Annotated in this window: 30 protein-coding genes; 21 read left to right on the top strand and 9 right to left on the bottom strand. The window is 69.6% G+C overall.

The annotated features are described in order from the left end of the window. The first annotated feature begins 17 nt into the window (after window positions 1–17). Window positions 18–305: a hypothetical protein gene (locus ACLJPX_RS28855; RefSeq protein WP_101610204.1), complete on the top strand. Its 288-nt coding sequence runs from the start codon at window positions 18–20 to the stop codon at window positions 303–305. Window position 306: 1 nt separating this feature from the next. On the opposite strand, the gene ACLJPX_RS28850 is transcribed toward ACLJPX_RS28855, so the two are convergent. Next, on the bottom strand, window positions 307–807 hold the full coding sequence (locus tag ACLJPX_RS28850; RefSeq protein ID WP_410603404.1) for a GNAT family N-acetyltransferase: 501 nt from the start codon (window positions 805–807) through the stop codon (window positions 307–309). 40 nt (window positions 808–847) lie between these two features. Here ACLJPX_RS28850 and ACLJPX_RS28845 point away from each other — a divergent pair, with 40 nt between their 5' ends. Then, window positions 848–1,585, top strand: a complete 738-nt coding sequence (locus ACLJPX_RS28845) for an alpha/beta fold hydrolase (protein ID WP_410603402.1) — start codon at window positions 848–850, stop codon at window positions 1,583–1,585. Between the two features lie 109 nt (window positions 1,586–1,694). Continuing rightward, on the top strand, window positions 1,695–2,903 hold the full coding sequence (locus ACLJPX_RS28840; RefSeq protein ID WP_410603400.1) for a glycosyltransferase: 1,209 nt from the start codon (window positions 1,695–1,697) through the stop codon (window positions 2,901–2,903). A gap of 61 nt (window positions 2,904–2,964) precedes the next feature. Here the strand turns inward: ACLJPX_RS28840 and ACLJPX_RS28835 are convergent, their stop codons facing one another. Next, complete coding sequence (locus ACLJPX_RS28835; protein WP_410603398.1) at window positions 2,965–3,801, bottom strand: phosphotransferase; 837 nt, start codon at window positions 3,799–3,801, stop codon at window positions 2,965–2,967. A gap of 135 nt (window positions 3,802–3,936) precedes the next feature. Here ACLJPX_RS28835 and ctaD point away from each other — a divergent pair, with 135 nt between their 5' ends. The 5 genes from ctaD to ACLJPX_RS28810 all read left to right on the top strand — a co-directional run bounded on the left by ctaD (window position 3,937) and on the right by ACLJPX_RS28810 (window position 9,972). After that, on the top strand, window positions 3,937–5,715 hold the full coding sequence (gene ctaD, locus ACLJPX_RS28830; RefSeq protein ID WP_076162482.1) for a cytochrome c oxidase subunit I: 1,779 nt from the start codon (window positions 3,937–3,939) through the stop codon (window positions 5,713–5,715). Window positions 5,716–5,802: 87 nt separating this feature from the next. Next, window positions 5,803–7,032 (top strand): phosphoserine phosphatase SerB, encoded by a 1,230-nt coding sequence (serB, locus tag ACLJPX_RS28825; RefSeq protein WP_410603396.1) that lies wholly within the window; start codon window positions 5,803–5,805, stop codon window positions 7,030–7,032. Beyond that, entirely contained in the window at window positions 7,029–7,787 is a 759-nt protein-coding gene (locus ACLJPX_RS28820; protein WP_410603394.1) for a peptidyl-tRNA hydrolase, read from the top strand. The genes serB and ACLJPX_RS28820 overlap by 4 nt, the downstream gene beginning before the upstream one ends. Window positions 7,788–7,804: 17 nt before the next feature. Continuing rightward, window positions 7,805–9,556 carry a serine/threonine-protein kinase gene (locus ACLJPX_RS28815; protein ID WP_410603392.1) on the top strand — a complete coding sequence of 584 codons (1,752 nt, stop codon included), beginning with the start codon at window positions 7,805–7,807 and terminating at the stop codon, window positions 9,554–9,556. 11 nt (window positions 9,557–9,567) lie between these two features. Then, window positions 9,568–9,972, top strand: coding sequence for an OsmC family protein (locus tag ACLJPX_RS28810; RefSeq protein ID WP_410603390.1), 405 nt, complete (start codon window positions 9,568–9,570; stop codon window positions 9,970–9,972). Window positions 9,973–10,045: 73 nt separating this feature from the next. Here ACLJPX_RS28810 and ACLJPX_RS28805 read toward each other — a convergent pair whose 3' ends face one another. The 3 genes from ACLJPX_RS28805 to ACLJPX_RS28795 form a co-directional block, all read right to left on the bottom strand. Beyond that, a complete protein-coding gene (locus tag ACLJPX_RS28805; RefSeq protein ID WP_026466908.1) occupies window positions 10,046–10,399 on the bottom strand; it encodes a hypothetical protein in 354 nt (117 codons plus the stop codon). A gap of 57 nt (window positions 10,400–10,456) precedes the next feature. Next, window positions 10,457–12,514: an ATP-dependent DNA helicase gene (locus ACLJPX_RS28800; RefSeq protein WP_101610195.1), complete on the bottom strand. Its 2,058-nt coding sequence runs from the start codon at window positions 12,512–12,514 to the stop codon at window positions 10,457–10,459. Window positions 12,515–12,639: 125 nt separating this feature from the next. Then, window positions 12,640–13,230, bottom strand: a complete 591-nt coding sequence (locus ACLJPX_RS28795; RefSeq protein ID WP_410603387.1) for a biotin transporter BioY — start codon at window positions 13,228–13,230, stop codon at window positions 12,640–12,642. Between the two features lie 153 nt (window positions 13,231–13,383). On the opposite strand from ACLJPX_RS28795, the gene ACLJPX_RS28790 reads away from it, so the two are divergent. After that, window positions 13,384–14,049 (top strand): choice-of-anchor P family protein, encoded by a 666-nt coding sequence (locus ACLJPX_RS28790; protein ID WP_410603385.1) that lies wholly within the window; start codon window positions 13,384–13,386, stop codon window positions 14,047–14,049. A gap of 77 nt (window positions 14,050–14,126) precedes the next feature. On the opposite strand, the gene ACLJPX_RS28785 is transcribed toward ACLJPX_RS28790, so the two are convergent. Genes ACLJPX_RS28785 through ACLJPX_RS28775 form a run of 3 tightly spaced genes read right to left on the bottom strand, consistent with a single transcriptional unit; the run spans window position 14,127 to window position 16,677 of the window. After that, complete coding sequence (locus tag ACLJPX_RS28785) at window positions 14,127–14,780, bottom strand: bifunctional 4-hydroxy-2-oxoglutarate aldolase/2-dehydro-3-deoxy-phosphogluconate aldolase (RefSeq protein ID WP_101610192.1); 654 nt, start codon at window positions 14,778–14,780, stop codon at window positions 14,127–14,129. Further along, entirely contained in the window at window positions 14,777–15,352 is a 576-nt protein-coding gene (locus ACLJPX_RS28780; RefSeq protein ID WP_410603383.1) for an isochorismatase family protein, read from the bottom strand. The genes ACLJPX_RS28785 and ACLJPX_RS28780 overlap by 4 nt, the downstream gene beginning before the upstream one ends. A gap of 20 nt (window positions 15,353–15,372) precedes the next feature. After that, window positions 15,373–16,677 (bottom strand): nicotinate phosphoribosyltransferase, encoded by a 1,305-nt coding sequence (locus ACLJPX_RS28775; RefSeq protein ID WP_410603381.1) that lies wholly within the window; start codon window positions 16,675–16,677, stop codon window positions 15,373–15,375. 74 nt (window positions 16,678–16,751) lie between these two features. Between ACLJPX_RS28775 and clpS the strand changes: the two genes are divergently transcribed. The 9 genes from clpS to ACLJPX_RS28730 all read left to right on the top strand — a co-directional run bounded on the left by clpS (window position 16,752) and on the right by ACLJPX_RS28730 (window position 21,935). Continuing rightward, the gene (gene clpS / locus ACLJPX_RS28770; RefSeq protein ID WP_101610189.1) at window positions 16,752–17,051 is read left to right on the top strand and encodes an ATP-dependent Clp protease adapter ClpS; all 300 of its coding nucleotides are present in this window, start codon (window positions 16,752–16,754) and stop codon (window positions 17,049–17,051) included. Then, window positions 17,048–17,605: a DUF2017 domain-containing protein gene (locus ACLJPX_RS28765; RefSeq protein WP_410603379.1), complete on the top strand. Its 558-nt coding sequence runs from the start codon at window positions 17,048–17,050 to the stop codon at window positions 17,603–17,605. The genes clpS and ACLJPX_RS28765 overlap by 4 nt, the downstream gene beginning before the upstream one ends. Next, window positions 17,602–18,594: a P1 family peptidase gene (locus ACLJPX_RS28760; RefSeq protein WP_410603377.1), complete on the top strand. Its 993-nt coding sequence runs from the start codon at window positions 17,602–17,604 to the stop codon at window positions 18,592–18,594. The genes ACLJPX_RS28765 and ACLJPX_RS28760 overlap by 4 nt, the downstream gene beginning before the upstream one ends. A gap of 31 nt (window positions 18,595–18,625) precedes the next feature. Further along, window positions 18,626–18,865: an ATP-dependent Clp protease adaptor ClpS gene (locus tag ACLJPX_RS28755; protein WP_410603375.1), complete on the top strand. Its 240-nt coding sequence runs from the start codon at window positions 18,626–18,628 to the stop codon at window positions 18,863–18,865. Then, window positions 18,858–19,349, top strand: a complete 492-nt coding sequence (locus ACLJPX_RS28750) for a hypothetical protein (RefSeq protein WP_410603373.1) — start codon at window positions 18,858–18,860, stop codon at window positions 19,347–19,349. The genes ACLJPX_RS28755 and ACLJPX_RS28750 overlap by 8 nt, the downstream gene beginning before the upstream one ends. A 55-nt stretch (window positions 19,350–19,404) precedes the next feature. Further along, complete coding sequence (locus ACLJPX_RS28745) at window positions 19,405–19,812, top strand: Mov34/MPN/PAD-1 family protein (protein WP_101613470.1); 408 nt, start codon at window positions 19,405–19,407, stop codon at window positions 19,810–19,812. Between the two features lie 73 nt (window positions 19,813–19,885). Continuing rightward, entirely contained in the window at window positions 19,886–20,158 is a 273-nt protein-coding gene (locus ACLJPX_RS28740) for a MoaD/ThiS family protein (RefSeq protein WP_034308802.1), read from the top strand. A gap of 3 nt (window positions 20,159–20,161) precedes the next feature. Then, complete coding sequence (locus ACLJPX_RS28735; RefSeq protein ID WP_101610184.1) at window positions 20,162–21,112, top strand: PLP-dependent cysteine synthase family protein; 951 nt, start codon at window positions 20,162–20,164, stop codon at window positions 21,110–21,112. Window positions 21,113–21,221: 109 nt separating this feature from the next. Further along, entirely contained in the window at window positions 21,222–21,935 is a 714-nt protein-coding gene (locus tag ACLJPX_RS28730) for an aspartate/glutamate racemase family protein (protein ID WP_410603370.1), read from the top strand. Here the strand turns inward: ACLJPX_RS28730 and ACLJPX_RS28725 are convergent. Further along, window positions 21,896–22,768: an arylamine N-acetyltransferase family protein gene (locus ACLJPX_RS28725; protein ID WP_410603368.1), complete on the bottom strand. Its 873-nt coding sequence runs from the start codon at window positions 22,766–22,768 to the stop codon at window positions 21,896–21,898. The genes ACLJPX_RS28730 and ACLJPX_RS28725 overlap by 40 nt on opposite strands. A gap of 91 nt (window positions 22,769–22,859) precedes the next feature. On the opposite strand from ACLJPX_RS28725, the gene ACLJPX_RS28720 reads away from it, so the two are divergent. The 3 genes from ACLJPX_RS28720 to ACLJPX_RS28710 are packed head-to-tail and all read left to right on the top strand — an operon-like array spanning window position 22,860 to window position 25,135. Then, on the top strand, window positions 22,860–23,534 hold the full coding sequence (locus ACLJPX_RS28720; protein WP_410603502.1) for a rhomboid family intramembrane serine protease: 675 nt from the start codon (window positions 22,860–22,862) through the stop codon (window positions 23,532–23,534). Next, on the top strand, window positions 23,531–24,337 hold the full coding sequence (murI, locus tag ACLJPX_RS28715) for a glutamate racemase (RefSeq protein ID WP_410603366.1): 807 nt from the start codon (window positions 23,531–23,533) through the stop codon (window positions 24,335–24,337). Before ACLJPX_RS28720 ends, murI begins: the two co-directional genes overlap by 4 nt. A 30-nt stretch (window positions 24,338–24,367) precedes the next feature. Then, window positions 24,368–25,135, top strand: a complete 768-nt coding sequence (locus ACLJPX_RS28710) for an MBL fold metallo-hydrolase (protein ID WP_410603364.1) — start codon at window positions 24,368–24,370, stop codon at window positions 25,133–25,135. Window positions 25,136–25,153 lie beyond the last annotated feature (18 nt).

Genomic DNA, 25,153 nt, shown 5'->3' with positions numbered 1-25,153 from the left:
CCGGTTACGGTTCCGGGGTGCCTCGACGTAACCGTCCCGACCGCGGTGGACGCCCCGACCTCGGCGCGTCGACCGGCTGGGCGCGCTCCGAATCCGCCACGGACGGGGAGTGGCTCGTCCGGACCGTGCCCGGCGCGCAAGCCACCAAGGACTACCGCTGCCCCGGCTGCGACCACGAGATCCGGCCGGGGACCCCGCATCTGGTCGTCTGGCCCGCCGACGACACCGGCGGGGTCGCCGACCGCCGCCATTGGCACAAGGCGTGCTGGGACGCGCGGTCCCGGCGACGTCCGGGCCGCTGGTGAGTCAGCGCCGCAGGTGCAGTGAAGGTTCTCCCGCGAATTCCTCCTCCGTGTGGATCTTGAACCCGAGCCGCTCGGCGACCCGGATCGACGGGGTGTTGGACGCCATGATGTTGGCGATCACCGGGACGCCGGGGATCTCCCGCTCGGCCCAGTCGACGACGGCGGCCGCCATCTCCGTCGCGTAGCCCTTGCCCCAGGCGAACGGCCAGAAGCGGTACGCGAGGTTCAGCACGCGCTCGCCGTTCCATTCGTGATACCGGACTCCGCCGAAGCCGACGATGACCTCCGGCTCGTCCGAAGCGGACACCGTGAGGTAGCCGAACCCGTGCTCGGCCCATTGCTTCATCCAGGCGTCGTACAGTTCCTGCGAACCTTCGACGGTGTGCGGCTCGGCGTTGAACTTGTTCGTCTCGGGATCGGCTTGCAGCGCGACGATGTTCTCGCGATCTTCCTCGCGCAGCCTCCGCAGCAGCAGCCTCTCCGTTTTGATCTCTGTCAGCACGGATCCGACGGTAGCGCGGGGGTGCGACAGAATTGTCGCCATGAAGGATCTCCCGCTGGTACTGCTGCACGCCTTCCCCGTCGACGCCCGGATGTGGGACGCGGTCCGCGCGCCGCTCTCGGAGCGCCTCCGGCTGATCACGCCCGACCAGCGCGGCCTCGGCCGCAGCCCACTGCCCGAAACCGGCCGGGAGCCGAGCCTGGACGACGCCGCCCGCGATGTCGTGGCGTTGCTCGACCGGCTCGAACTCGACAGGGTCGTTCTCGGCGGCTGCTCGATGGGCGGCTACCTGACGATGGCGGTGCTGCGTGTCGCACCGGAACGCGTGGGCGGCCTCGTTTTCCTCGACACCAAGGCGGCCGCCGACACCCCCGAGGCAGCGCAGGCCCGGCACGACCTCGCGGCCCGGGTCGAAGCCGAAGGCGCCGGGTGGCTGCCCGAAACCCTCACCCCCGGATTGCTCGCCGAGAACACCCGGCCCGAGGTGGCGGATCGGCTTCGCGAACTGATCACGACACAGCCGCCGTCGGGCATCGCGTGGGCGGCGCGCGCGATGGCGGCACGGCCCGATTCGGTCGAGACACTGCGATCGGCGAACGTGCCGGCGCTGGTCGTGGTCGGCGAAGAGGATGGCCTGACCCCGCCGGCCGCGGCGAACACCCTGGTGGAGACGCTGCCGGACGCGACGCTGGTCGTGCTGCCGGAGGTGGGACATCTGACGCCGCTGGAGGATCCGGCCGGAGTCGTCGAAGCGATCTTGGGCTGGTACCCCGCGTAGAAACGTTTCCCTCGCCCCTTCAAAGGTATAGCGGACAGGGGGACTTGCGGCAAGCCCCCATTCCCGGTCCACAATTCGTGCCTTCACGTTTTGCCGAAGGGGGATTCCCATGCGTGTACTCCTGTCCACTATCGGGACGAGGGGTGAGGTACAGCCGCTGGTCGCCTTGGCGGTGCGATTGCGGGAACTCGGCCAGGAGGTCCGGCTGTGCGCGCCGCCGGATTTCCGTGAATGGGCCGAAGGGCTCGGGATTTCCTTCGCCCCGTTGGGTCCCGGGCTCCGGTCGACCGCGAAACCGGATTCCGCGATGACCAAGGCGATGGCCACGCCCGAGGGGCGGCGCGCGATGGCCGAGGCCGTGGTGGTCGACCAGTTCGAGACGATGCCGGACGTGGCCGAGGGCTGCGACGCCGTCGTCGCGGGAATGGCGTTGAACATCGCCGCCCATTCGGTGGCGGAAAGAATAGGGATCCCGTATTTCTTCACCGCCTATTGCCCGATAACGCTGCCTTCCCTGCACCATCGTCCGCCCGTTTTCCCGGGGTGGGCGCCGAAGAATCCCGATGCCACCATCCCGGCCTTGTGGGCCGACGACGCGGAACGGTGGAACGGGCAATGGGGCGAGGTGCTCGACGCGCGGCGGAAACTGCTGGGCCTGCCGCCGGTCGGCGACGTCCGCGGGCACATCTTCACCGAACAGCCGTGGCTGGCCGCCGATCCGGTGCTGGCGCCGTGGCGGGGACCGTCGGCGCTGGACGTGCACCAGACCGGGGCCTGGATCCTGCCTGATCACAGCCCGTTGTCCCCGGAACTGGAGGCGTTCCTCGACGACGGGGAACCGCCGGTCTACTTCGGATTCGGGAGCATTCGCGCTCCGGAGGAGATCGCGAAGGCGATGATCGAGGCGGCGAGGGCGCACGGGCGGCGGGCGGTCGTGTTCCGCGGCTGGACCGGACTGTCGCTGATCGACGACGAACCCGACTGCATCGCCATCGGGGACGTCAACCAGCAGGCGCTCTTCCCGCGGGTCGCGGCGGTCGTGCACCACGGCGGCGCCGGGACGACCACGGCGGCGACCCGGGCCGGGGTGCCGCAGGTGCTCGTCCCGCAGATGTTCGACCAGCCGTATTTCGCGCAGCGCGTCCGGGACCTCGGGGTCGGGACCTCGATCACCGGGGAGCCGACGGCGGAGTCGCTGACCTCCGCGCTGGCGGAGGTGCTGCGGCCCGGGGTCGCCGAGCGGGCCGGTCGCGTCGGCGGTGAGGTGCGGACGGACGGCGTCGATGTGGCGGCTCAACTCCTGATGGAGGCCGTGTAGCGCCACGCAAGTAGTCCTCTAGTTGCGGTGGTTCGCATTACCAACCTCCGCAACTAGAGGACTAGACGCGGGAGAAGTAGCGCTCCAGGGCCGCTTCGGCCTCCCCGAGCCGCGAAGGGAACCGCCGCGCGATCACGAACCGCCAGGGAACCTCGAACAACCGCCGAAGCGCGATGAACGGCTCCAGCGACGAAGACGCCACATCGGCCGGATAGGCGGAGAGAGCCGGAGCGCCCGCTTCCGCGTAGAGCACGCCGAGGTCCCAGCCGAGCGGCCCGCGCCAGGTGTCCTCGAAGTCGAGCCAGCACGGTCCGGCCGCCGTCGCGACGACGTTCCCCGGGTGGGCGTCCCCGTGCAGCGGCCGCACAGGCAAGTCGGGCAGTGCCGCGGAGACCCGTTCGAGTTCTTCGTACAACCGGGGTGCCGCATCGCCCATGAGGGACCCGTGCCGGTCGAGCAGCGTCCGGAGTTCCCGGACCGGGCCGAGATCGGGCAGTTCACCGGGGTAGTCCGCGAGTGCGGCGTGCACCCGGGCGAGCGATATCGCCACCTCTCGCGGCGACAGCGTGTGCCCCGGCTCATGAGGGGTGTAATGCCAGAGCGTGACCGGCAGGCCGTCGGCGAAATGCGGTCCCGCCGGGGGATCCGTGGTGGGTGAGACGACGAGCACATCACGTTCCGTGAGATACCTCGACAGCGCGACGTCGCGCGCGAGCCAGTCCGCGGGGGACGGCCTGGCGAAGCGCGTCGTACCCGGCACCCGCGCCACCACCGGACCCAGTCTCACCAGCACGTTCGACTTGAAATGCAGCACCTCCGGATCACCCGTCGGCAGTCCGTACCGGTCACCTACAGCGACCGCGGCGGCCACTCCCGCACGCGTGTGTTCGTCGGTCACGGCGCGATCTTGCCAGCCGGTGCGCGCGACGGTGGGTAGTGAGGGCTACGATCCCCACTAGCCGCCGAAATGGGTCCCGAACCCGGCCGACGGCAGAACATTGACCACCACAAGGTTTGAGTGTTGGAGGCAGGAGTGACGGCCGTAGCCCCCAAGCCGATCGCCACGCGCCCGTACCCCGCGCGCGAGTCGGTTAAGGGTTCGTACCTGCTGCGGTTGTTCCGCACGACGGACCACAAGCAAATCGGCATCATGTATCTGGTCACGTCGTTCGCCTTCTTCATGGTGGGCGGCGCGATGGCGATGCTGATCCGCTCCGAGCTGGCGCGTCCCGGGCAGCAGTTCCTTTCGCAGGAGCAGTACAACCAGCTGTTCACGATGCACGGCACGATCATGCTGCTGCTGTACGCGACGCCGATCCTCTTCGGATTCGCGAACTTCGTGCTGCCGCTGCAGATCGGTTCGCCGGACGTCGCGTTCCCGCGGCTGAACGCGTTCTCGTACTGGCTGTACCTCTTCGGCGGCCTGATCGTGATGTCCGGCTTCCTGACCCCGGGTGGCGCCGCCGACTTCGGCTGGTTCGCCTACACCCCGCTGTCGGACGCCATCCACTCGCCCGGCGTCGGCGCCGACCTGTGGATCTCCGGTCTGGTCGTCTCGGGTCTCGGCACCATCCTCGGTGGCGTCAACATGATCACCACGGTGGTCTGCCTGCGCGCCCCCGGTATGACGATGTACCGGATGCCGATCTTCACCTGGAACATCCTGGTCACCAGCATCCTGATCCTGCTGGCGTTCCCGATCCTGACCGCGGCCCTGATGGGCCTGCTGGCGGACCGGCATCTCGGGGCGCATGTGTTCGACCCCGCGAACGGCGGCGTGATCCTCTGGCAGCACCTGTTCTGGTTCTTCGGCCATCCAGAGGTCTATATCGTGGCCCTACCGTTCTTCGGGATCGTGTCGGAGATCTTCCCGGTCTTCAGCCGCAAACCGATCTTCGGATACAAGGGCCTGGTCTGGGCGACGCTGGCGATCGCCGCGCTGTCGGTGGCGGTGTGGGCGCACCACATGTACGCGACCGGTGCCGTGCTGCTGCCGTTCTTCTCCTTCATGACCTTCCTGATCGCGGTCCCGACGGGCGTGAAGTTCTTCAACTGGATCGGCACGATGTGGAAGGGCCAGCTGTCCTTCGAGACGCCGATGATCTTCTCGATGGGCTTCATCGTCACGTTCCTCTTCGGCGGTCTGACCGGCATCATGCTGGCCGCGCCGGCGATCGACTTCCACGTGTCGGACAGCTACTTCGTCGTCGCGCACTTCCACTACGTGCTCTACGGCACGATCGTGTTCGCCACGTTCGCCGGGATCTACTTCTGGTTCCCGAAGATCACCGGCCGCATGATGGACGAGAAGCTCGGCAAGTGGCACTTCTGGACCACGTTCATCGGCTTCCACGCCACGTTCCTGGTGCAGCACTGGCTCGGCGCCGAAGGCATGCCGCGCCGGTACGCGGACTACCTGCAGTCCGACGGCTTCACCACGCTGAACACGATCTCCACGATCGGCGCGTACATCCTCGGTGCCTCGACGCTGCCGTTCATCTGGAACGTCTTCAAGAGCTACCGGTACGGCGAGATCGTCACGGTGGACGACCCGTGGGGCTACGGCAACTCGCTCGAATGGGCGACGTCCTGCCCGCCGCCGCGGCACAACTTCACCGAGCTGCCGCGGATCCGGTCCGAGCGCCCGGCGTTCGAACTGCACTACCCGCATATGGTCGAGCGCATCCACAAGGAGGGTGAGATCGGCTTCTTCGGGAAGCAGAAGGTCAACTCCCACCGGGCGCCGTCCCAGGTGCTCACCGAGGCGGTCATGCCGGGTGATCACTCCGAGGACAACTCCAGCGAGAAGTGACCCGATAAGCGGAAATGGCGCGTGCCCTGCCTCACACCGAGGTGCGGCACGCGCCTTTTTCATGTCCGGCTAAGAGAGACTGACCCCGTGACGCAGACACCAGTTCTCATCACCACCACCGGTCCCGACAAGCCGGGCGTGTCCTCGGTGCTGTTCGCCGTGCTGTCGCGCCACGACGTCGACATCCTCGACGTCGAGCAGGTGGTCATCAGAGGCCAGCTGGTGCTCGGCGTGCTCGCCGGGGTGTACCGCGACCCCGAAGGCCTGCAGGAATACGTCGAGCAGGCGATGGCGTCGGTCGGGATGCAGGTCGAGGTGAAGATCGGTTCGGCCATCGGCGCCGACCCGTTCGCCATCGGCCAGAAGGACTCGACGCATGTCCTGCTGATGCTCGGCCGTCCGGTGACCGCGCGGGCGTTCTCCGACGTCGCGCGCCGCCTCGCCGCGCTGAACGTCAACATCGACTCGATCCGCAGTGTCGCCGACTACCCGGTCACCGGGCTGGAGCTGTACACCTCGCTCGCCCAGGACACCCCGGAGGCCGACGCCGCGCTGCGCACCGCGCTGGCCGACGCCGCCGTCGAGGCCGGGATCGACATCTCGGTCGAGCGGGCCGGGCTCGCCCGCCGGGCCAAGCGGCTGGTCGTCTTCGACGTCGATTCCACGCTCATCCAGGGCGAGGTCATCGAGATGCTCGGCGCGCACGCCGGCGTCGAACCCCAGGTCCGCGAGATCACCGAGGCCGCGATGCGCGGCGAACTGAACTTCAGTGAATCGCTGGAGCGCCGGGTCGCCCTACTGAAAGGCCTGCCGGAGACGGTGCTCGAAGAGGTCGCCGCGTCGATCGAACTCACCCCGGGCGCCCGCACGACCATCCGCACGCTGAAGCGGATGGGCTTCCGCTGCGGGGTGGTTTCGGGCGGGTTCACCAAGATCATCCAGGCCCTCGTGGACGACCTCGGCCTCGACTTCGCCGCCGCGAACGAGCTCGAAGTGGTCGACGGCAAGCTCACCGGCCGGGTGGTCGGGGAGATCGTGGACCGCGCGGGCAAGGCGACGGCACTGCGCCGGTTCGCCGAGGAGTACGAGATCTCGCTGCAGCAGTGCGTCGCGGTCGGCGACGGGGCGAACGACATCGACATGCTGTCGGTCGCCGGGATGGGCGTCGCCTTCAACGCGAAGCCCGCGCTGCGCGAGGTCGCCGACACCGCGCTTTCGCACCCGTACCTCGACGCCGTGCTGTTCCTGCTCGGCGTCACTCGGGGTGAGATCGAGGCGGCCGACGCGGCCGACGGCCTCGAACTGTCCCGGCCATGAGCGTGCTGGAGCCGCTGGCCGCGCGCTACGCCTACTGGCTGGGGCTACCGGCCGAAGACACGGTGGACACCTCCGACGAGGACCCCGGCGAGGTCCGTGCCATGCCGGTGATCCTGCGGATGGAACGCGCCGAACCACCTTCCCGGACCGCTTTGCTGGAGGCCGCCGCGGCGGCCGCGGTCGCCGTCTGCCTCGACGAACGCGCCGGGCCCGAGGGTGAATGGCACGAGCCGCTCAAGGCGTGGGTCGACGGCCGGATCCGCAAGGTCGCCCGTCGTGCGCGGGGCGCGCACTGGCAGGCTGTCCAGGAACTGCCGGGCATCACGATCGAGGTCGACGGTGCCGAGGCGCGGGCCCTGCTGCCCGGCCGCGTCGTCGATACGCCGAAAGAGGTCTCGCGGCTGCAGATCTCCGGGAGCGAACTCCCGGCCGACGAGCCCGGCCCCGCGCCGGAAGGACTCCCGCGGTTGCTGCTGAACCCCGAGGTCTCGATGACCGTCGGCAAGGGATCCGCCCAGGTCGGGCACGCGACGATGATCCTGGCCTCGCTGCTGGACGAGGCCGAACTGGCGGCCTGGGCCGAGACCGGGTTCCGGTGCTCGGTGCGGACTCCGCCGGTCGCGACCTGGAAAGCGCTGTGCCCGGTCGAGGATCCCGAAGGCTCGTGGCGCCGCGACGGTGTCGTCGCGGTCAGGGACGCCGGATTCACCGAAGTCGATCCCGGAACCGTCACGGTCATCGCCCAAAGGGCTTAACCTCCTATACTCCCCTCATGGGTGACCGGCTGATCGCCGGGCGCTATCGCTTGGAGGAGCGGATCGGCGCCGGGGGCATGGGCGTGGTCTGGCGTGCCACCGATCAGGACCTCGGGCGGGTCGTCGCGTTGAAGCGTTCGCAGGCCGGGGACAGTGGCCAGATCCGGCGTGAGGCGCGGATCGGCGCGGGCCTGCACCATCCGAACGTGGTCACCGTCTTCGACGCCGTGATGGACGGTGACGACCGGTGGCTCGTCATGGAGTACCTGCCTTCGCGCAGCCTCGCCGACGTCATCGACGCCGACGGTCCGTTGTCACCCGGCAAGGTGGCGAAGATCGGTGTCCAGCTCGCCAACGCGCTCGCGGCGATGCACGAAAAAGGCATGGTCCACCGCGACGTCAAACCGGGCAACGTCCTGGTGGCCGAGGACGGCACCGCGAAACTCACCGACCTCGGCATCGCGCAGTGGGCGGAGGTGACGCGCACCGGCGGCGGCCTCGACGTCGGGACTCCCGGCTACCTGGCGCCCGAGATGGCCGAGGGGCATCAGGCGGGTGCCGCGGCGGACGTGTTCTCGCTCGGCGCGACGCTGTTCACCGCCGTCGAAGGCACCTCGGTGTGGGGAGACCCGAACGCGGGACCGTTCGTCCAGCTCCGGCGGGCGACGTCGTACACCCTGGAGCCGATCCGCCAGGCGGGAACGCTGGCACCGGTGCTGACCGAGCTGCTGCGACGCAAACCCGCCGGACGCCCGAACGCCGTCCGCGCGGCCGAGCTGCTGGCCGAAGTCGCGGATGTGGCCGCCCCGGCGCGGTCCCGGCAGATCCGGGTGACCAAACGTGCCGTCGCGATCGGAAGCGTCGCCGCGGCGCTCGTCCTGGTCGGAGGCCTCGTCTACGCCCTGAAGGAACCGGCGTCGATGGCGGCCGCCCCGCGTCCGGCCGATTCGGTCGGCGACCTCCGGACGGCTGATCCCTGCGCGCTGGTGGACCCTTCCGTGCTGAAGCAGTTCGGCACCCCCGAACTGGATACCGCCAACGGCAACTTCAACGCCTGCGGCATCCTGCTGCGCATGAGCCCCGACGACGGGGACATCGTCGACGTCCGCCTCGAACTGACGATCCCGAAAGCGCCGTTGCTGGAAAAGCCGGTGCCGGGGCGGCTGAGCGTGCGCGAGGTGGCGGGCCAGCCCGAGGAGAAGTGCGAGCGGGTCATCCCGCTGCCGGACGGCAACCAGGTCTGGGTGCACGCCAAGCACATCCAGGACTGGCACGCCCATCTGTGCGACTACGTCGATCCTGTCGCCGTGCACGCGACGGCCGTGCTGAACAGGGAACCGATCAAACGCCGTCCCGTCCCCTTCCCCACCGGCTCGCTCGGGAGTCTCGACGCCTGCGCGCTGGGCGGGGACTCGCCGTCGAAGGTCGTCGGTGGCCCTGCCGAACCGGATCCGGTCTTCGGCAATTGGGAGTGCTACTGGAACCACCGCGACATGGAGGTGACGATCCGGTTCGAACGGGAGTGGGCGCCGTTCGAGGATGGCGGCACGCGCATCCCTCTCGGATCGCGGGAGGCCTTCGTCGAGATCTCGTCCGAGTGGGAGGCTTGCCAGGCCGAGATCCCGCACCGGACCTTCACCGGCGACGGCCGGGCCATGATCGAGACGGTGGAGATCTACGTCTCGGACAAGGTCAAGAAGCCGCAGGAGATGTGCCCGGCGGCGGAACGGCTGGCCAGGGACATCGCGCCCAGGCTGCCGTCACTCTGAAAGGGAAAACCGTGTCTTTGGAAGTCCAGCGCGACGGTGAGCACCGCTTCATCGGCCGCAACGAACGCGGTGCCGAGGTCGTGATCGGCCGCAAGGGGGCCGAGGGCGCCTTCTCGCCCGCCGAACTGCTTCAGATCGCGGCGGCGGGCTGCTCGGCCGTCACCGCGGAGAACCTCATCACGCGCCGGATCGGTGAGGACTCGAAGTTCCGGGTCGGCGTCACCGCGGACAGGCGCGACGGCGCTTCGGAGCTCGACGCCGTCCACGTGGCCTTCGACGTCGACGTGTCCTCGCTCGCCGCGGCGGACCGGGAGGCGCTCGCGGTGGCGGTGGACCGCGCCATCGAGCGGCTGTGCACGGTGAGCCGGACGCTGAAGAAGGGCATCCCGGTCACGGAGAGCTTCCCGGTCGAGTAGGCCTTCGGGGAATGCTATGAAAGGCCCGTTACTTGCAAAATTTGCAAGTAACGGGCCTTTCATAGCATTGGGGCTAGTGTTTGGCGGCGTGGCCTTCGGAGCTCCAGACCACGTACGCCTCGTCGGCGTCGGTGGTCATGGCCTCGATGAACTTCTCGTTGTCGAAGCCGGGCAGCGTCTGCAGCCGCTCGATCAGCGCGTCTGCGGCCGGGTCGCCGCTGGGGATCGCGGTGCCCTTCCCGTCGGCGCCGGCGAGCATGAAGAAGACGTCTTCCTTCCACGGGCCTTCAGGGATCACTCTGACCACCACCGCGGACAGCTCGGACCACGTGACGGCTTCCTCGCTTCCGTCCGCGAGCTGGCGACGCACCCCGGTGTCATCGACGCTGACGGTCCGGGATTGTGCGTTGGGCGACTCGTGGGACAACCGGTTCTCCCTGTCTTCGGCGTTCCGTTTACGGTACTCGGCCGTGTTCCAGGCCACTCAGGCCGGGGCGGCGGCGTCGAGGCGGCGCAGCGCGTCGCGGGCGACCTTCGGGTCCATGGTGGGCCAGAACGGCGGCAGCGAGGCACGCAGGAATCCGCCGTAGCGGGCGTTGGCCAGCCGCGAATCGAGGATCGCCACGACGCCGCGATCGGTGACCGAACGGTGCAGGCGTCCGGTTCCCTGCGCGAGCAGCAAGGCGGCGTGCGTGGCCGCGACGGTGAGGAAACCGTTGCCACCCCTGGCTTCCACGGCTCGCTGCCGCGCCGACGAGACCGGGTCGTCCGGGCGCGGGAACGGGATGCGGTCGACCACCACGAGCTGGAGCGACGGGCCCGGCACGTCGACGCCCTGCCACAGCGACAGCGTGCCGAACAGGCAGGTGCGCGCGTCTTCGGAGAACTTCTGCACCAGCAGGCCGGTGGAATCGTCGCCCTGGCAGAGGATCGGCAGGTCGAGCCGCTCCCGCATCTCCTCGGTGGCCTGCTTCGCCGCGCGCATCGAGGAGAACAGGCCAAGCGTGCGCCCGCCCGCGGCCTCGATCAGCTCGGCCAGCTCGTCCATGGTCGAGGGCTGCAGCCCGTCGCGGCCCGGCGGCGGCAGGTGTTTGGCCAGGTAGAGGATGCCGTTGCGCTTGTGGTCGAACGGGGAGCCGACGTCGAGGCCCGTCCATTTCGGGCCCTCTGCGTCGTCGCTGTCGGCGGGAGCGGCCTTCTCGGTCGCCGTGCCCGGTGACTTCTCGACCCTGGCCCCACCGGGCGGTAGACCCCACTGCCGGGCCATGGTGTCGAACGTGCCGCCCAGGGTCAGCGTCGCCGACGTGAGAACGGTCGTGTGCTGGTTGAAGACACGTTCACGCAGCAGCCCCGCGACACCCAGCGGAGCGACCTTCAGCGCGGGCGGGCGCGGGTTGGTGGAGAAGCGGTCCCCGGTCAGCCAGACGACATCGCGCTGATGCGCCTTGTCGTCGTCGAAGGCTTCGAGGAGCCGGACAGCGGTGTCGTGGACCTCTTCGAGCAGCGACCGCGCCAGTTTGCGGGCCGTGGCCTCGTCGACGTCTTCCTTGCGGTCCTTGCCGAGCGAGGTGAGGCAGCGATGCGCGGCGTCGCGGACCGCGGGGATCGCGCCGTTGAGGGCCTGCGGCAGCGAGTCCATGCGCCCCGACGGCATGTCGTCGAGGATCAGGGCCAGCCCGTCGCTCGCCTCGAGCAGCTGGTCGGCCACTTCGTCGTCGACCAGCTTCCCGCAGCGCCGGGCGGCGGCGGAGACCATGCCGCTGGTCAGCTCGCCGGTGGCCACCGACGTCACGCGGTCGACCAGGTCGTGCGCCTCGTCGATGATCACCAGGTCGTGGTCGGGGAGCACCTGGTAGCCCTGCAGCGCGTCGATCGCCAGCAGCGCGTGGTTGGTGATCACGACGTCGGCCTTGCCCGCCTCGGCACGGGACCGCTCCGCGAAGCAATCGGTGCCGATGGGGCAGCGCGAGGCGCCGAGGCATTCCCTGGCCGTGACGGAAACCTGGCGCCACGCCTGATCCGAGACGCCGGGGACGAGCTCGTCGCGATCACCTGTCTCGGTGTCGGACGACCATTCCCGCAGCCGCGTGACCTCCTTGCCCAGCCGGGAGACGGCGAACGGGTCGAACAGCTGCTGGTCTTCCGGCTCGTCCGGGGCGCCGGAATCGAGCCGGTGGAGGCAGAGATAGTTACGGCGGCCCTTGAGGATCGCGAAGGTGGGCTCGCGGCCGAGGGGCTTCTTCAGCGCCTTCGCCAACCGGGGGAGGTCTCGGTCGACCAGCTGGCGCTGCAGGGCGATGGTGGCCGTGGAGACGACGACCGTGGCCTCTTTCTCGACCGCGTGCCGGATCGCGGGAACGAGGTACGCCAACGACTTCCCGGTGCCGGTGCCCGCCTGGACGGCCAAGTGCTCACCGGTGCGGATGGCGCGGCCGACGGCGTCCGCCATCTGGACCTGGCCCTCGCGCTCGGCACCACCCACGGACTCGACCGCGTGGGTCAGGAGTTCGAGGACACCGGGGAAGTCAGCACGGGAGGGCACGGGACAAGACGATAGCCGGGGCCACCGTCAAGATCCTGAGGCCCGTGCAATGAAAGGCCCGTTACTTGCAAAATTTGCAAGTAACGGGCCTTTCATAGCAGCGCTTGGGGCGGTGAAAGGGCCGGTCACACGTCCTTGCGGAAGTGCGAAACCAGCGCCCAGGTGCCCGGAAGCAGCGCGGCCGCGACGGCGATCTTCAGCGCGTCCCCGATCAGGAACGGCACGACACCCTTCGCGAGCCCGGCCGACAGGCCGACGTCCAGCGAGGCCATCAGCCACGGCACGCCGATCGAGTAGATGACGAGGTTGCCCACCACCATCGTCCCCGCCATGCGCAGCGGCGTGCGGTCCCCGCCGCGGCCGGCGAGCGCGCCCACCAGGGCACCGGCGAAGACGAAGCCGACGATGTAGCCGGCGCTGGCGCCGAACAGGCCCGAGGAGCCGTCCTGGAACCAGCCGAAGCCTGCCGCGCCGACGGCGAGGTACAGCGCCATCGACAGCGCACCACGCTTCCAGCCGAGCGCGGCGCCGACCAGCAGGGCGGCGAACGTCTGGCCGGTCATCGGCACCGGCGAGCCGGGCACCGGGATGATGAGCTGCGCGGCCGCACCGGTCAGGGCGGCACCACCGGCGACCAGGACCGCGTCACGGACCAAAGCGCCGGGAACGAGGTCGGCGAGAACCGGACGGTGGCCGGCCACAGACAGCGAAGACACTCAGACCTCCTATGAGTACACGAATGTGAACCGAGGTTAACGCCAGACGGCGGGCGGCGGACCGAATGTCGGCCACCTCACGGTCATCGCCCGTCCACTCGTCCGGGTGGCGTGGACCTGCGCCGGTCAGGCACTTGGTGAAGGCTGCCGGACATGAAGAAACTCGGTTCGAGGCTGTTGTCGGTGACGATGCTGACCGGGGCGCTGGTGACGGGGATCCCGGCGATCGCGTCGGCCGACGCGGCACCCGCGACGGCGTCGGCGTCGGTCGGTTCGCTCGACGTGGAGATCGGCGACGAGCACGTCGTCACCGGCGATCTCGCGCCGTGCGACGTCGACGGGCCGCTGACCGGGACGACTCGGGGCGGGGCCACCGGTGACTTCGCCCGGTTCGGCGGCGGCGACTCGAACTGCGGCCGGACCGGCGCGGCGGCCGTCGGCGAGGCGTCCGGACGGCGGTTCGAGATGAGCCTGCTCAAACGCTTCGGCGGTCCGGTGATCAAGGTCCGCACGTTCATGGCGAAGTGCAGCACCACCAAGGACGGCAGCCTCGGCTACATCGAGTTCGGTGACATCACCGGGTTCACGCTGCCGGAGAACATCCCGCAGAACTACCGGCTGACCATCGCCGGCGGCAAGGGCGGGACGGCGCTGGCGTCGCTCACGGTCAACGAGACCGTCACGCCGACGCCGCCCGACGGGAGCCTCGTGACGCACATGCTGCACATCAAGCTGTTCCCGCAGGGCGGCGGACCGGCGAAGGGCGACATCTACCTCGGCACCGCGCGCTGCGACCCCTACGGCAAGAAGAAGCCCTGACCCACCGCGTTTCGTCCTCTAGTTGCGGTAGTTCGTACTCCCAACCACCGCAACCAGAGGACTAGTTGCGGAAGGGGTCAAGTGCGCGAGACGTACTTCGCGGCCGCGGCGACGAACTCGCCCGCCCTGGTCGCGAGGTCCGTCAGCGATCCACCGGAGGTGAGCGCGTCGCCGAGCAGCGGAGTGGCCGCGGCGACGGCGATCGAACCCGACTCGAGGTACTTCGCGACGTCGGCGAGGTGCACGCCGCCGGTCGGCACGAGCGGGATGTCCGGCATCGGCGCCCGGATCGCCCGCAGGTAGGCGACCCCGCCGACGGCGGCGACCGGGAACACCTTCACCGCCGCCGCGCCGAGGCGCCAGGCCTGGTCGATCTCGGTCGGGGTCAGCGCGCCGCAGACCACCGGCAGCCCGCGTTCGTGCGCGCGCTCCAGTACCAGCGGGTTCACCGTGGGCGTGACCAGGAACGTCGCGCCCGCGTCCGCCGCGATGTCCACATCGGACGGTTCACGCACGCTCCCGGCGCCGACGTGCGCGTCGTCGCCGAGCTTCTTGCGGATGACCGCGATGGCTTCCGGGGCGCCCGGCGTGGTCAACGCCGCTTCGAGCACCCGCACGCCCGCCGCGTGCAACACCGTGGCGGCGTCGGCGAAGCGGTTCGCGTTGTCGGCTCGCAGGATCGCGATGAGCCGGTTTTCGATCAGGGTGTCCTGGAGGTGGTGCTGGATCATGCGGTCGGGACCGGCGCCTTCCCGGTGTAGGTCACGCCGGCCTCGTCGAAGTCCTTGAGCGCCGCGTCGACCGTCGGCTGCGAACCGCCGACGGTGAGGTCCAGCAGCACTCGCACGGTGAAGCCCGCCTTCGCCGCGTCGAGCGCTGTCGCGCGCACGCAGAAGTCGGTCGCGATGCCGACGACGTCGACCTCGGTGACGTCGTGCTCCTTCAGCCAGGCGTCGAGCGTCTTGCCGTCACGCGCGTTGCCCTCGAAGCCCGAGTACGCGGCGGTGTACTCGCCCTTGGAGAAGACCTCGCTGACCGGGACCACGTCGAGCGCCGGGTGGAACGACGCGCCGGCGGTGCCCGCGACACAGTGCCGCGGCCAGCTGTCCTTGAAGTCCGGCGTCTCGCTGAAGTGGTCGCCCGGGTCGATGTGGTAATCGCGGGTGGCGACGACGTGCGCGTAGCCGCCCTCGGCGGCCTGCTTGGAGATCGCTTCGGCGGCGGCGGCGCCACCGGGCAGGCCGAGCGACCCGCCTTCGCAGAAGTCGTTCTGCACATCGACCACGATCAAGGCGGTCCCCATGTGTTGCTCCTGAGTTCTCTCTAGACGAATACGGTCGGGATGGCGGGCTCGCCGTGCGAAAGCTTGAGGCCTTCCCACGGCAGGCTCACCAAAGCCCGTCGCAGCCGCTGGCGCGCGTCGTCCAGCGTGGGCAAATCATCCACCGTCCGGCCGTCCCGGACCAGCGGTATCTGCAATTCGTGGTCGTCCGGTCCCCGTTCCGGTGCGGTCGAGGCGGCGGTCCAGATCACCTCTTCGACGGCGGTGCCGGTGCCGCGGTGCCGCCGCAGCGCGGATTTCCGGCCGCCGCGGGACTCCTTGTGCGCGCTGCGCTTGGCGACCGGCCTGCCGTCGACCTCGACGAGTTTGTAGACCATCCCGGCGGTCGGCGCGCCCGAGCCGGTGACGACCGAGGTGCCGACGCCGTACGCGTCGACGGGTTCCGCCCGCAGCGCCGCGATGGCGTGTTCGTCGAGGTCGCCGGACACCACGATGCGGGTGTCCTTGGCGCCGAGGGCGTCGAGCTGCTCGCGGGCCTTGCGGGCCAGCGGGCCGACGTCGCCCGAGTCGATGCGGATCGCGCCGAGCTCGGTCCCGGCCACCCGGACGGCCGTTTCGATGCCCTTGGTGATGTCGTAGGTGTCCACCAGGAGGGTGGTGTCGGTGCCCATCTTGTCCACCTGCGCGCGGAAGGCCTCTTCCTCGCTGTCGTGCAGCAACATGAACGCGTGCGCGACGGTGCCCCGCGTCGGGATGCCGTAGCGGCGGCCCGCTTCGAGGTTGGACGTCGTGGCGAAACCGGCGAGGTACGCGGCCCGCGCGGCGGCGACGGCGGCCCACTCGTGCGTGCGGCGCCCACCCATCTCGATGATCGGCCTGCCGTGCGCGGCGCCCGACATCCGCGCCGCCGCGGACGCGATCGCGCTGTCGTGGTTGAGGATCGAGAGGATCAGCGTCTCCAGCACGACGGCGTCGCCGAAGGAGCCGGTGACGGTCAGGATCGGGGAGCCGGGGAAGTAGAGCTCGCCCTCGGCGTAGCCGTCGATGTTCCCCGAGAAGGAGTACTCCGAGAGCCACGAAAGGGTGGCGTCGTCGACGACGGCGGTCGCTTCCAGCTGGCTCAGCTCGGCATCGGTGAACCGGAAGTCCGCGATCGAGTCGAGGACCCGGCCGGTGCCCGCGACGACGCCGTAGCGGCGGCCGTCGGGCAGGCGACGTGCGAAGACCTCGAAGACACACGGCCTGTCCGCGGTCTCGTCGGCCAGCGCGCTGGCCAGCATGGTCAGCTCGTAGTGGTCGGTGAGCAACGCGGTGCCGGCGCCAGTGGCCGCCTCGGGGGAACCCATGGTGCCAGCCTATTCACTCACATGGCCGGACCTGCCAACCCGTACCGGGTTGGGCCCGTGACACCATGGAGTGCATGTCCACGCCTGTCGCATCCGAGCAGACGCAGGTTGATCCACAGGGAGTAGAAGTCGTCTCTGAGGACAATCCCTGGCGGACGGTCGTCTGGAACGATCCGGTGAACCTCATGTCGTACGTGACGTACGTGTTCCAGAAGCTGTTCGGTTACAGCCGGGACCACGCGACGAAGCTGATGCTCGACGTGCACCAGAAGGGCAAGGCGATCGTGTCCTCCGGTTCCAAGGAGAAGGTGGAGATCGACGTCGCGAAACTGCACGCGGCCGGCCTCTGGGCGACGATGGAGCAGACTTCATGAACGGATGGCGCCGCCAAGGCGAGACCATCGTCGCCGGGTTCGAGCAGCAGGAGGCCGCGGTCCTGCGCGGTCTGGTCAGCCAGCTGGAGGACATGCTCACCGCGCGCGCCGAGGAGGCGCCGCAGGACGAGCTGGCCGAGCTGACCGGGATCCGCACCGGCCCGACGGAGTCGCCGGACGATCCGGTGCTCTCCCGGCTGTTGCCGGACTTCCACAAGCTGGACCCGGACAACCCGACCCGCGAGGACCTCGACTCGGCCGCCGCGATGCGGTCGCTCCACGAGCCCGACCTCCTGGACAAGAAGGTCGGCGTCGCCAAGATCGTGCTGGACACCCTGCCGCGGGACGGCGGGAACGTGCGGCTGACCTTCGAACAGGCCGACGCGTGGCTCGGCGCGCTCAACGACGTCCGGCTGGCGCTGGGCACCGCGCTCGACGTCACCGAGGACATGCCCGACGAACTGCCCGAAGACGATCCCCGCGCGCCGCATCTCGGCGTCTACCACTGGCTGACCTGGGTGCAGGAGACCCTCATCCAGTCGCTGACATCGTGATCACCGACGTTCCCGGCGTGCTGGTCGGGCACCACGAGCGGGTCGGCGACGGCTGGGCGACCGGGACGACGGTCGTGCTGGTCCCCGGCGGTGCCGTCGGGGCCGTCGACCAGCGCGGCGGCGCGCCCGGCACGCGGGAGACCAATCTGCTGGAGCCGGAGAACCTGGTCCAGCACGTCAACGCGATCTGCCTGTCCGGCGGGAGCGCGTACGGGCTGGCCGCGGCGGACGGCGTCATGCGCTGGCTCGCCGAGCGGAACCTGGGGATACCGGTCGGGACGCGACCGCACGAGGTGGTGCCGATCGTCCCCGCGGCGGTGCTGTTCGACCTGCCTCGTAGCGACTGGGGAAACCGCCCGGACGCCTCCTTCGGCTACGCCGCCTGTGAAGCGGCCGTGGCCGGTCCGGTGCCGCTGGGGACCGTCGGCGCGGGCGCCGGGGCGAAGGCGGGATCACTCAAAGGTGGGATCGGCACGGCCTCGGAGCGGGTCGGGGAGTTCACCGTCGGCGTCGTCGCCGCGGTGAACGCCGCCGGAGAGGCCGTCGATCTCTCGACCGGCCGTGCGTTCGCGGCGGATCACGAGGTCGACGGCGAGTTCGGCGTCCGCTGGCCCGACCGGCCCGGCGACGTCGAGGCGAAGGCGGCGGGGCTCAACACGACCATCGGCGTGGTCGCGGTCGACGCGGCACTGTCCAAAGCGGAGGCGCGACGGCTCGTGGTGGCCGCGCAGGACGGTATCGCCAGGGCCGTGCGGCCGGCGCACACGATGTTCGACGGCGACACGGTCTTCGCGCTGGCGACCGGCGACCGGGAGCTTCCCGGTGGCGCGGGCCCGGTCGCGGCGACCCGGCGGGCGGCCGTGCTGGACACGCTCTGCTCGGCGGCCGCGCGGGCGTTCGGGCGGGCGATGGTGCACGGCGTGCTCAACGCCACTTCCGCCGGCGGCATGCGCGCCTACCGCGACGTCTGGCCCGAAGCCCTCGCGTAACGCGAAGGTGCCGTCCGTTGATCAAATCGGCATGCACCCAGGGGGCCCGTGGATCATCGAGATCCACAACGACAACATCAACACCTACGGCGGTGTCACGCTGGTGCTGACCGACGTGCTCGGCTACACCACCGAGACCGCGTACCGGGTCGCCGGTGACATCGACCGCCGCGGCAAGGTCGATTTGGCTCCGGGGCCGTGGGCGGAAGCGGAGAAGCTGGTCGCGGCGCTGCAAGTGCGTGGCCTTCGCGCGAGGCTCCGGCATGCGTGACGGGGCGCGCGCGGTCCGGGAGGGTGACGGCGTCCGGCTCGACCTGACGGAGAACGTGGCCGAAGTGCTGCGAGGGATCCTGGTCGAGTTCGGCCAGGCCCTGGAGTCTGGGGCCGAGGACGTCCGGGACGACAGGTTGTTTCCCGACGCCTACCGCAAGAAGGGCGACAGCGAAGGCTTCCGAGAGCGTCACGGCGCGGAGATGCGCGCGGAAGTGCGGGCCACGCTCGCCAGGATCCTCGGCCGGTGGCCGGGCGGGACGAGTCTGGTCCTCGACCGGGCCGGGGTCGCCGACCTGCGGCTCTTGCTCGTCCACGCGCAGGTCAGGTACCTGCGCCGCCCTAGGTGGAAGGCCCATCCGCCGAACGACTTCGTGGCCAGGCGAGACCGCGATGTGAAGTCCGCCTGGCTCGCCTCGCTCGAGAACCTGATCACGACCGCGATCCTCGACGACCCGGCGGCTCCGGGCGTCCACACGCTCTGAGTGGTGGCAATCTCAGAGTGTGGATAGGCCGCGTCCAGCACCTAAGATGTGCGATGTGCTCCGGATCCGCCGTGAACTCGTCGACGAGATCGTCGCCCATGCCCGCCGTGACCATCCCGATGAGGCGTGCGGGGTGATCGCCGGTCCCGAGGGATCGGACAGCCCCGAGCGGTACATCCCGATGCTGAACGCGGCGCGCTCGCCCACGTTCTACGAATTCGACTCGGGCGACCTGCTCAAGCTCTACCGCGAGATGGACGCCAACGACGAGGTGCCGGTGGTCATCTACCACTCGCACACCGCGACCGACGCCTACCCGTCTCGCACCGATGTCTCGTACGCCTCGGAACCCGACGCGCACTACGTGCTCGTCTCCACCAAGGACCCCGATTCGCATCAGTTCCGGTCTTACCGGATCGTGGACGGGGAGATCACCGAGGAGCCCGTCGAGATCACCGGCTGAACCCCGGCCCCGGGAATAACCCGGACCGGCCCGAACGTCTGCGTAGCAGAGAACCCACCGGAGGTAGAAAACCATGGCCGTGACCGTGTCCATCCCGACCATCCTGCGCACGCACACCGGCGGCGAGAAGTCCGTCGAGGCGAGCGGCAAGACCGTGCTCGAGGTGATCGACGACATCGAGTCCCGCCACGGCGGCCTCAAGGCCCGCCTGGTCAAGGAAGAGAAGCTGCACCGCTTCGTCAACGTCTACGTCAACGACGAGGACGTCCGCTTCTCCGGTGGCCTCGAGGCCGAGGTCAAGGACGGCGACACCCTGACCATCCTGCCCGCAGTGGCCGGAGGCTGATCCATGGCTCGCTTCGAGTCGCTGCTCGACACGCTCGGCGGCACCCCGCTGGTCGGCCTGCCCCGGCTTTCGCCCACCCACGACGTGCGGTTGTGGGCGAAGCTGGAAGACCGCAACCCGACCGGTTCGATCAAGGATCGCCCCGCGCTGGCGATGATCGAGGCCGCCGAGCGTGAAGGCAGGCTCCGGCGCGGCTCCACGATCCTGGAGCCGACGTCGGGCAACACCGGGATCTCGCTCGCCATGGCCGCGAAGCTCAAGGGCTACGGCCTGGTGTGCGTCATGCCGGAGAACACCTCCACCGAACGCAAGCAACTGCTGCAGGCGTACGGCGCGCGGATCGTCTTCTCCCCGGCCGCCGGCGGATCCAACGAGGCCGTGCGCCGGGCGAAGGAACTGTCCGAGGCCAACCCGGACTGGGTGATGCTCTACCAGTACGGCAACCCGGCCAACGCCGAAGCGCACTACCGCGGCACCGGGCCCGAACTGCTCAAGGACCTGCCGACGCTGACGCATTTCGTGGGCGGCCTCGGCACCACCGGCACCCTGGTCGGGGTCGGGCGCTACCTGCACGAGGCGAAGCCGGACGTGCAGATCATCGCGGCCGAGCCACGCTACGGCGAGCTGGTGTACGGCCTGCGGAACCTCGACGAGGGGTTCGTCCCGGAGCTTTACGACGCGAGCGTGCTCAACGGCCGCTTCTCCGTGGGCGCCTACGACGCGCTTCGCCGGACACGGGAGCTGCTGGAGCACGAAGGCATCTTCGCGGGGATCTCGACCGGTGCCGTGCTGCACGCGGCGCTGGCCGTCGCCGAGAAGGCCGCCGCTTCGGGGAAGCCCGCCGACGTGGCCTTCGTGGTCGCGGACGCGGGGTGGAAGTACCTCTCGACGGGCGCTTACTCCGGTTCGCTCGACGAAGCTGCCGAGAGGCTCGACGGGCAGCTCTGGGCCTGACCTCTGGCTCCCGCGCGTGCTATGAAAGGCCCGTTACTTGCAAATTTTGCAAGTAACGGGCCTTTCATAGCACGCGCTACGGAACTTGAGCGCTGGCACGATGGCGGGCATGAAGGTCATCGGGTTGCTGGGCGGGATGAGCTGGGAATCGTCGGCCGAGTACTACCGGCTGGTCAACGAGCGCGTCCGGGAGCTGCGCGGCGGGTACCACTCCGCGCGGACCGTGCTCTACTCCGTGGACTTCGCCGAAATCGAAGCGATGCAGGCCGAAGGACGCTGGGACGACGCCGGCCGGGAACTGAACCGAGCCGCGCGCGGCCTCGAAGCCGCCGGAGCGGACTTCGTCGTCTTGTGCACCAACACGATGCACAAGGTCGCGGACCAGCTCACTGACGGCCTCGGCATTCCGCTGCTGCATCTCGCGGACACCACGGCCACCGCGATCAAAGCCGCGAACCTCGGGCGCGTCGGGCTCCTGGGCACCGGTTTCACCATGGCCCAGCCGTTCTACCGCGAACGCCTCGCCGCGCACGGGCTCGACGTGCTCGTGCCGGACGAGGCCGATCGCGAGACGGTGCACCGGGTCATCTACGACGAGCTCGTCCACGGCGTCGTCACCGACGAGTCGCGCGAGCGGTACCGCGAGGTCATCGCGCGGATCGTCGAGGCGGGGGCGGAGGGCGTCATCTACGGCTGCACCGAGATCGAACTGCTCGTCGGCCCCGAAGACAGCCCGGTGCCCACGTTCCCCACCACCAGGCTGCACGCCGAAGCGGCCGTGGACTACGCGCTCGGCAAGATCTCGCTCCCCGCCGCCAAGTGACGTTCGTGCTGCGCGAAGGCTTGCCGCCACAGCCTGTCCTGTTCTTCACCGGTGAATCCGGCGCGCGGCACGCCGAAGACGTCCTCGATCGCCGTCCACCACTCGGCCGGTGACTCCAGCACCGTCTTGCCGCCCGGCAGACGGCTCAACGTCAGCGCGCGCAGCGAGTCGACTCCGTCGGCGTCCCGGCGTTGCAGCACGAGTGTGCGGACGAAGCCGGAATCCGCGGACGTGGACAGCTCGACGTGCTTCTCGGCGAAGTCCGGCATCACGGCCTTCTCCGGCGCGAAATCCATCCCCAGGAAGCTGCCCTGCGGATCGTGGTCGAACCGCCATCCGCCGGGCGTGACCTCCGAGGCCCGCATGCCGAACACCAGCGACCCCTGTTTGTACTCGCCTTCGAGCAGCGGGATCGGCTCGTGGATGCCGTCGCCCAGCCCCACGTCGACGAACCAGCCCGTTTCCGGTGCCTCCGCCAGCCCGGACACCGTCAGCGGCAGGTGGTTGAGATGGATCCCGGCCGGGTCGCCCGGCATCTGCGCCCCGCCCGGATGCCGCGTGACCTGGTAGCCGAGCGCTGTCAACAGGGCCGAGAACGCGCCGTTGAGGTGATAGCAGTAGCCACCGCGACCGGCGGCGATCCGGCCGAACGACACCGCCGGATCCAGCGACGTCACCCGGCCCAGCTGGACTTCGAAATCTTCGTACGGCACCCGTTCCACATGGGCCGCGTGCAGCCGGAAAAGCGCGCCGAGGCCCGGCGGCTCGTGCTCGAGGCCGAGTCGCGTGAGGTAGACCGGCACGTCGACGTGCTCGGAAGAAGGCATCCCCATGCGAGCGACCGTAGTACCCCCTACCGACAATTCAGGGTTCTCACGGAGGCGATCTCGCCGATCCCCGCCGTAGCCTGGGGAGGTGACCACTTTGCCTTCCCAGCCGGTCCCGGCGAGCGAGTCGTCCGGTACTGACCCGGCCAAACGCGTCCTGCCGCCGAACCCGAAGGCCGCCGTGATCGTGGCGCTGGCCTTCACCGTGCTGCTCTACCTGGTCGAGCTGGTCGACGTCGTGCTGCCCGCCGACCTCGACCAGGGCGGCATCCTCGCCCGCGACGTCTCCGGGCTCGACGGCGTGCTCTGGGCGCCGTTGCTGCATTCCGGCTGGGGGCACCTGTTCTCCAACACCGTCCCGGTGCTGGTGTTCGCCTTCCTCGCGATGGCGGCGGGCATCGGCCGGTGGGTGCTGGTGACCGCGATCATCTGGGTGCTGTCGGGTCTCGGCGTCTGGCTGATCGCGCCGAGTGGCACGGTGACCGTGGGAGCGTCCGGCGTCGCCTTCGGATGGCTCGCGTTCCTGCTGGTCAGGGGCATCTTCAACCGTTCTGCCGGGCAGATTCTGGTCGCCGTCCTGCTGCTGGGCATCTGGAGCGGAATGCTCTGGGGACTGCTGCCGGGCGATCCGAACGTCTCGTGGCAGGGCCACCTGTTCGGCGCGCTGTCCGGGATCTTCGCGGCCTGGGTGGTGGCGAGGATGGACAAGACCCGAGCCAGGCAGGCCTCTTCAAACGGGACTCCCGGCGGTGCCGGTAACCTCGCCGGGTGACCAAGCCGAGCGCCGACGCCCCGATCGGCGTCTTCGATTCCGGAGTGGGCGGGCTCACCGTCGCCAGGGCGATCCTGGAGCAGCTGCCCGGTGAGCAGTTGCGCTACGTCGGCGACACCGCCCGCAACCCGTACGGTCCGCTTCCCATCGCGACGGCGCGCCAGTACGCGCTCGAGGCCTTGGACGACATCGTCGAGGGCGGGGTGAAGGCGCTGGTCATCGCCTGCAACACCGCCTCCGCCGCTTGTCTGCGCGACGCGAGGGAGCGCTATGACGTCCCCGTGATCGAGGTCGTCCTCCCGGCCGCGCGCCGGGCCGTCTCGGCCACGCGTTCCGGCCGGATCGGCGTGATCGGCACCGAGGGCACCGTCCGGTCCCGCGCCTACGACGACGCCTTCAACGCCGCTCAGGAGGTTCAGATCACCAGCGTCGCGTGCCCGCGGTTCGTGGACTTCGTCGAACGCGGGATCACCACCGGGCGCCAGGTGCTCGGGCTCGCACAGGGTTATCTGGAACCACTGCTGGACGCACAGGTCGACACCCTCGTCATGGGCTGCACGCACTACCCGTTGCTGTCCGGGGTGCTGCAGATCGTCATGGGTCAGGACGTCACGCTGGTGTCCAGCGCCGAAGAGACCGCGCGTGACCTCGTGCGCGTCCTCACCGAGGACGATCTCCTCGCCGAGCGCGACACCCCGCCGCGGCACGAGTTCGTCGCCACCGGATCCGCCGAGCCGTTCACCAGACTCGCTCAGCGGTTCATGGGTTTCGCTCCGGGTGTGCTGGCTCCCACCAGTGCGTAAAATCGCCGATTCCGTGCTTAAGGTGTCACAGTGCGTCTCACGATCCTCGGCTGCTCAGGCAGCATCCCCGGGCCCAACGCCGCCGCGTCCGGCTATCTGATCGAGGCGGACGGGTTCGTCCTGGGGCTCGAACTCGGCAACGGGACACTCGCCAGGCTGCAGGCCTTGCGTGACCCGTTCGATCTGGACGCGCTGATCCTTTCGCATCTCCACCCCGATCACTGCGCCGACGTCAGCGCGCTCACCGTGCTGCGCCGGTACCACCCCGCGCTGCCGTATCCGGCGAGGCCGCGCAGGCTGCCGGTGTACGGGCCGTCGGACGTGCACGAGCGGCTCGCCCTCGCTTACGCGGCGAACGAGGAGGAGCGGGCGATCACCGATCTGTCCGACGTCTTCGCCTTCGACGCCCTGCGGACCGAGCCCATGCGGATCGGGCCGTTCGAGGTCACCGCGGTCCCGGTCGACCACCCGACCCCGGCGTTCGGGCTGAGGTTCGCGCACGGCGGCAAGACCCTCGCCTACACCGGGGACACCGGCGTCTGCGACACCCTGACCGATCTGGCCGCCGGCGTCGACGTCCTGCTGTCCGAAGCGTCCTGGACCGACTCGCCCGACCGGCCGGCCGGCGTCCACCTGTCCGGCAAGGAAGCGGGGGAACTGGGCCGCAAGGCGGGGGTGGGGCGGCTGCTGCTCACCCACGTCGCACCCTGGACCGACCGTGAGGCCGTCCTCGCCGAGGCGGCCGTGGCGTTCTCCGCCGCCGAGCTGGTCGAGCAGGGCGCCGTCTACGACATCTGACACGGGGTTCTAGAGTGA

It is taken from the genome of Amycolatopsis sp. lyj-90 (assembly GCF_046549035.1).
Classification (GTDB): Bacteria; Actinomycetota; Actinomycetes; order Mycobacteriales; family Pseudonocardiaceae; genus Amycolatopsis.
The sequence above is the reverse complement of the archived record's forward strand: the minus strand, read 5'-3'. Positions and strand labels throughout refer to the sequence as shown.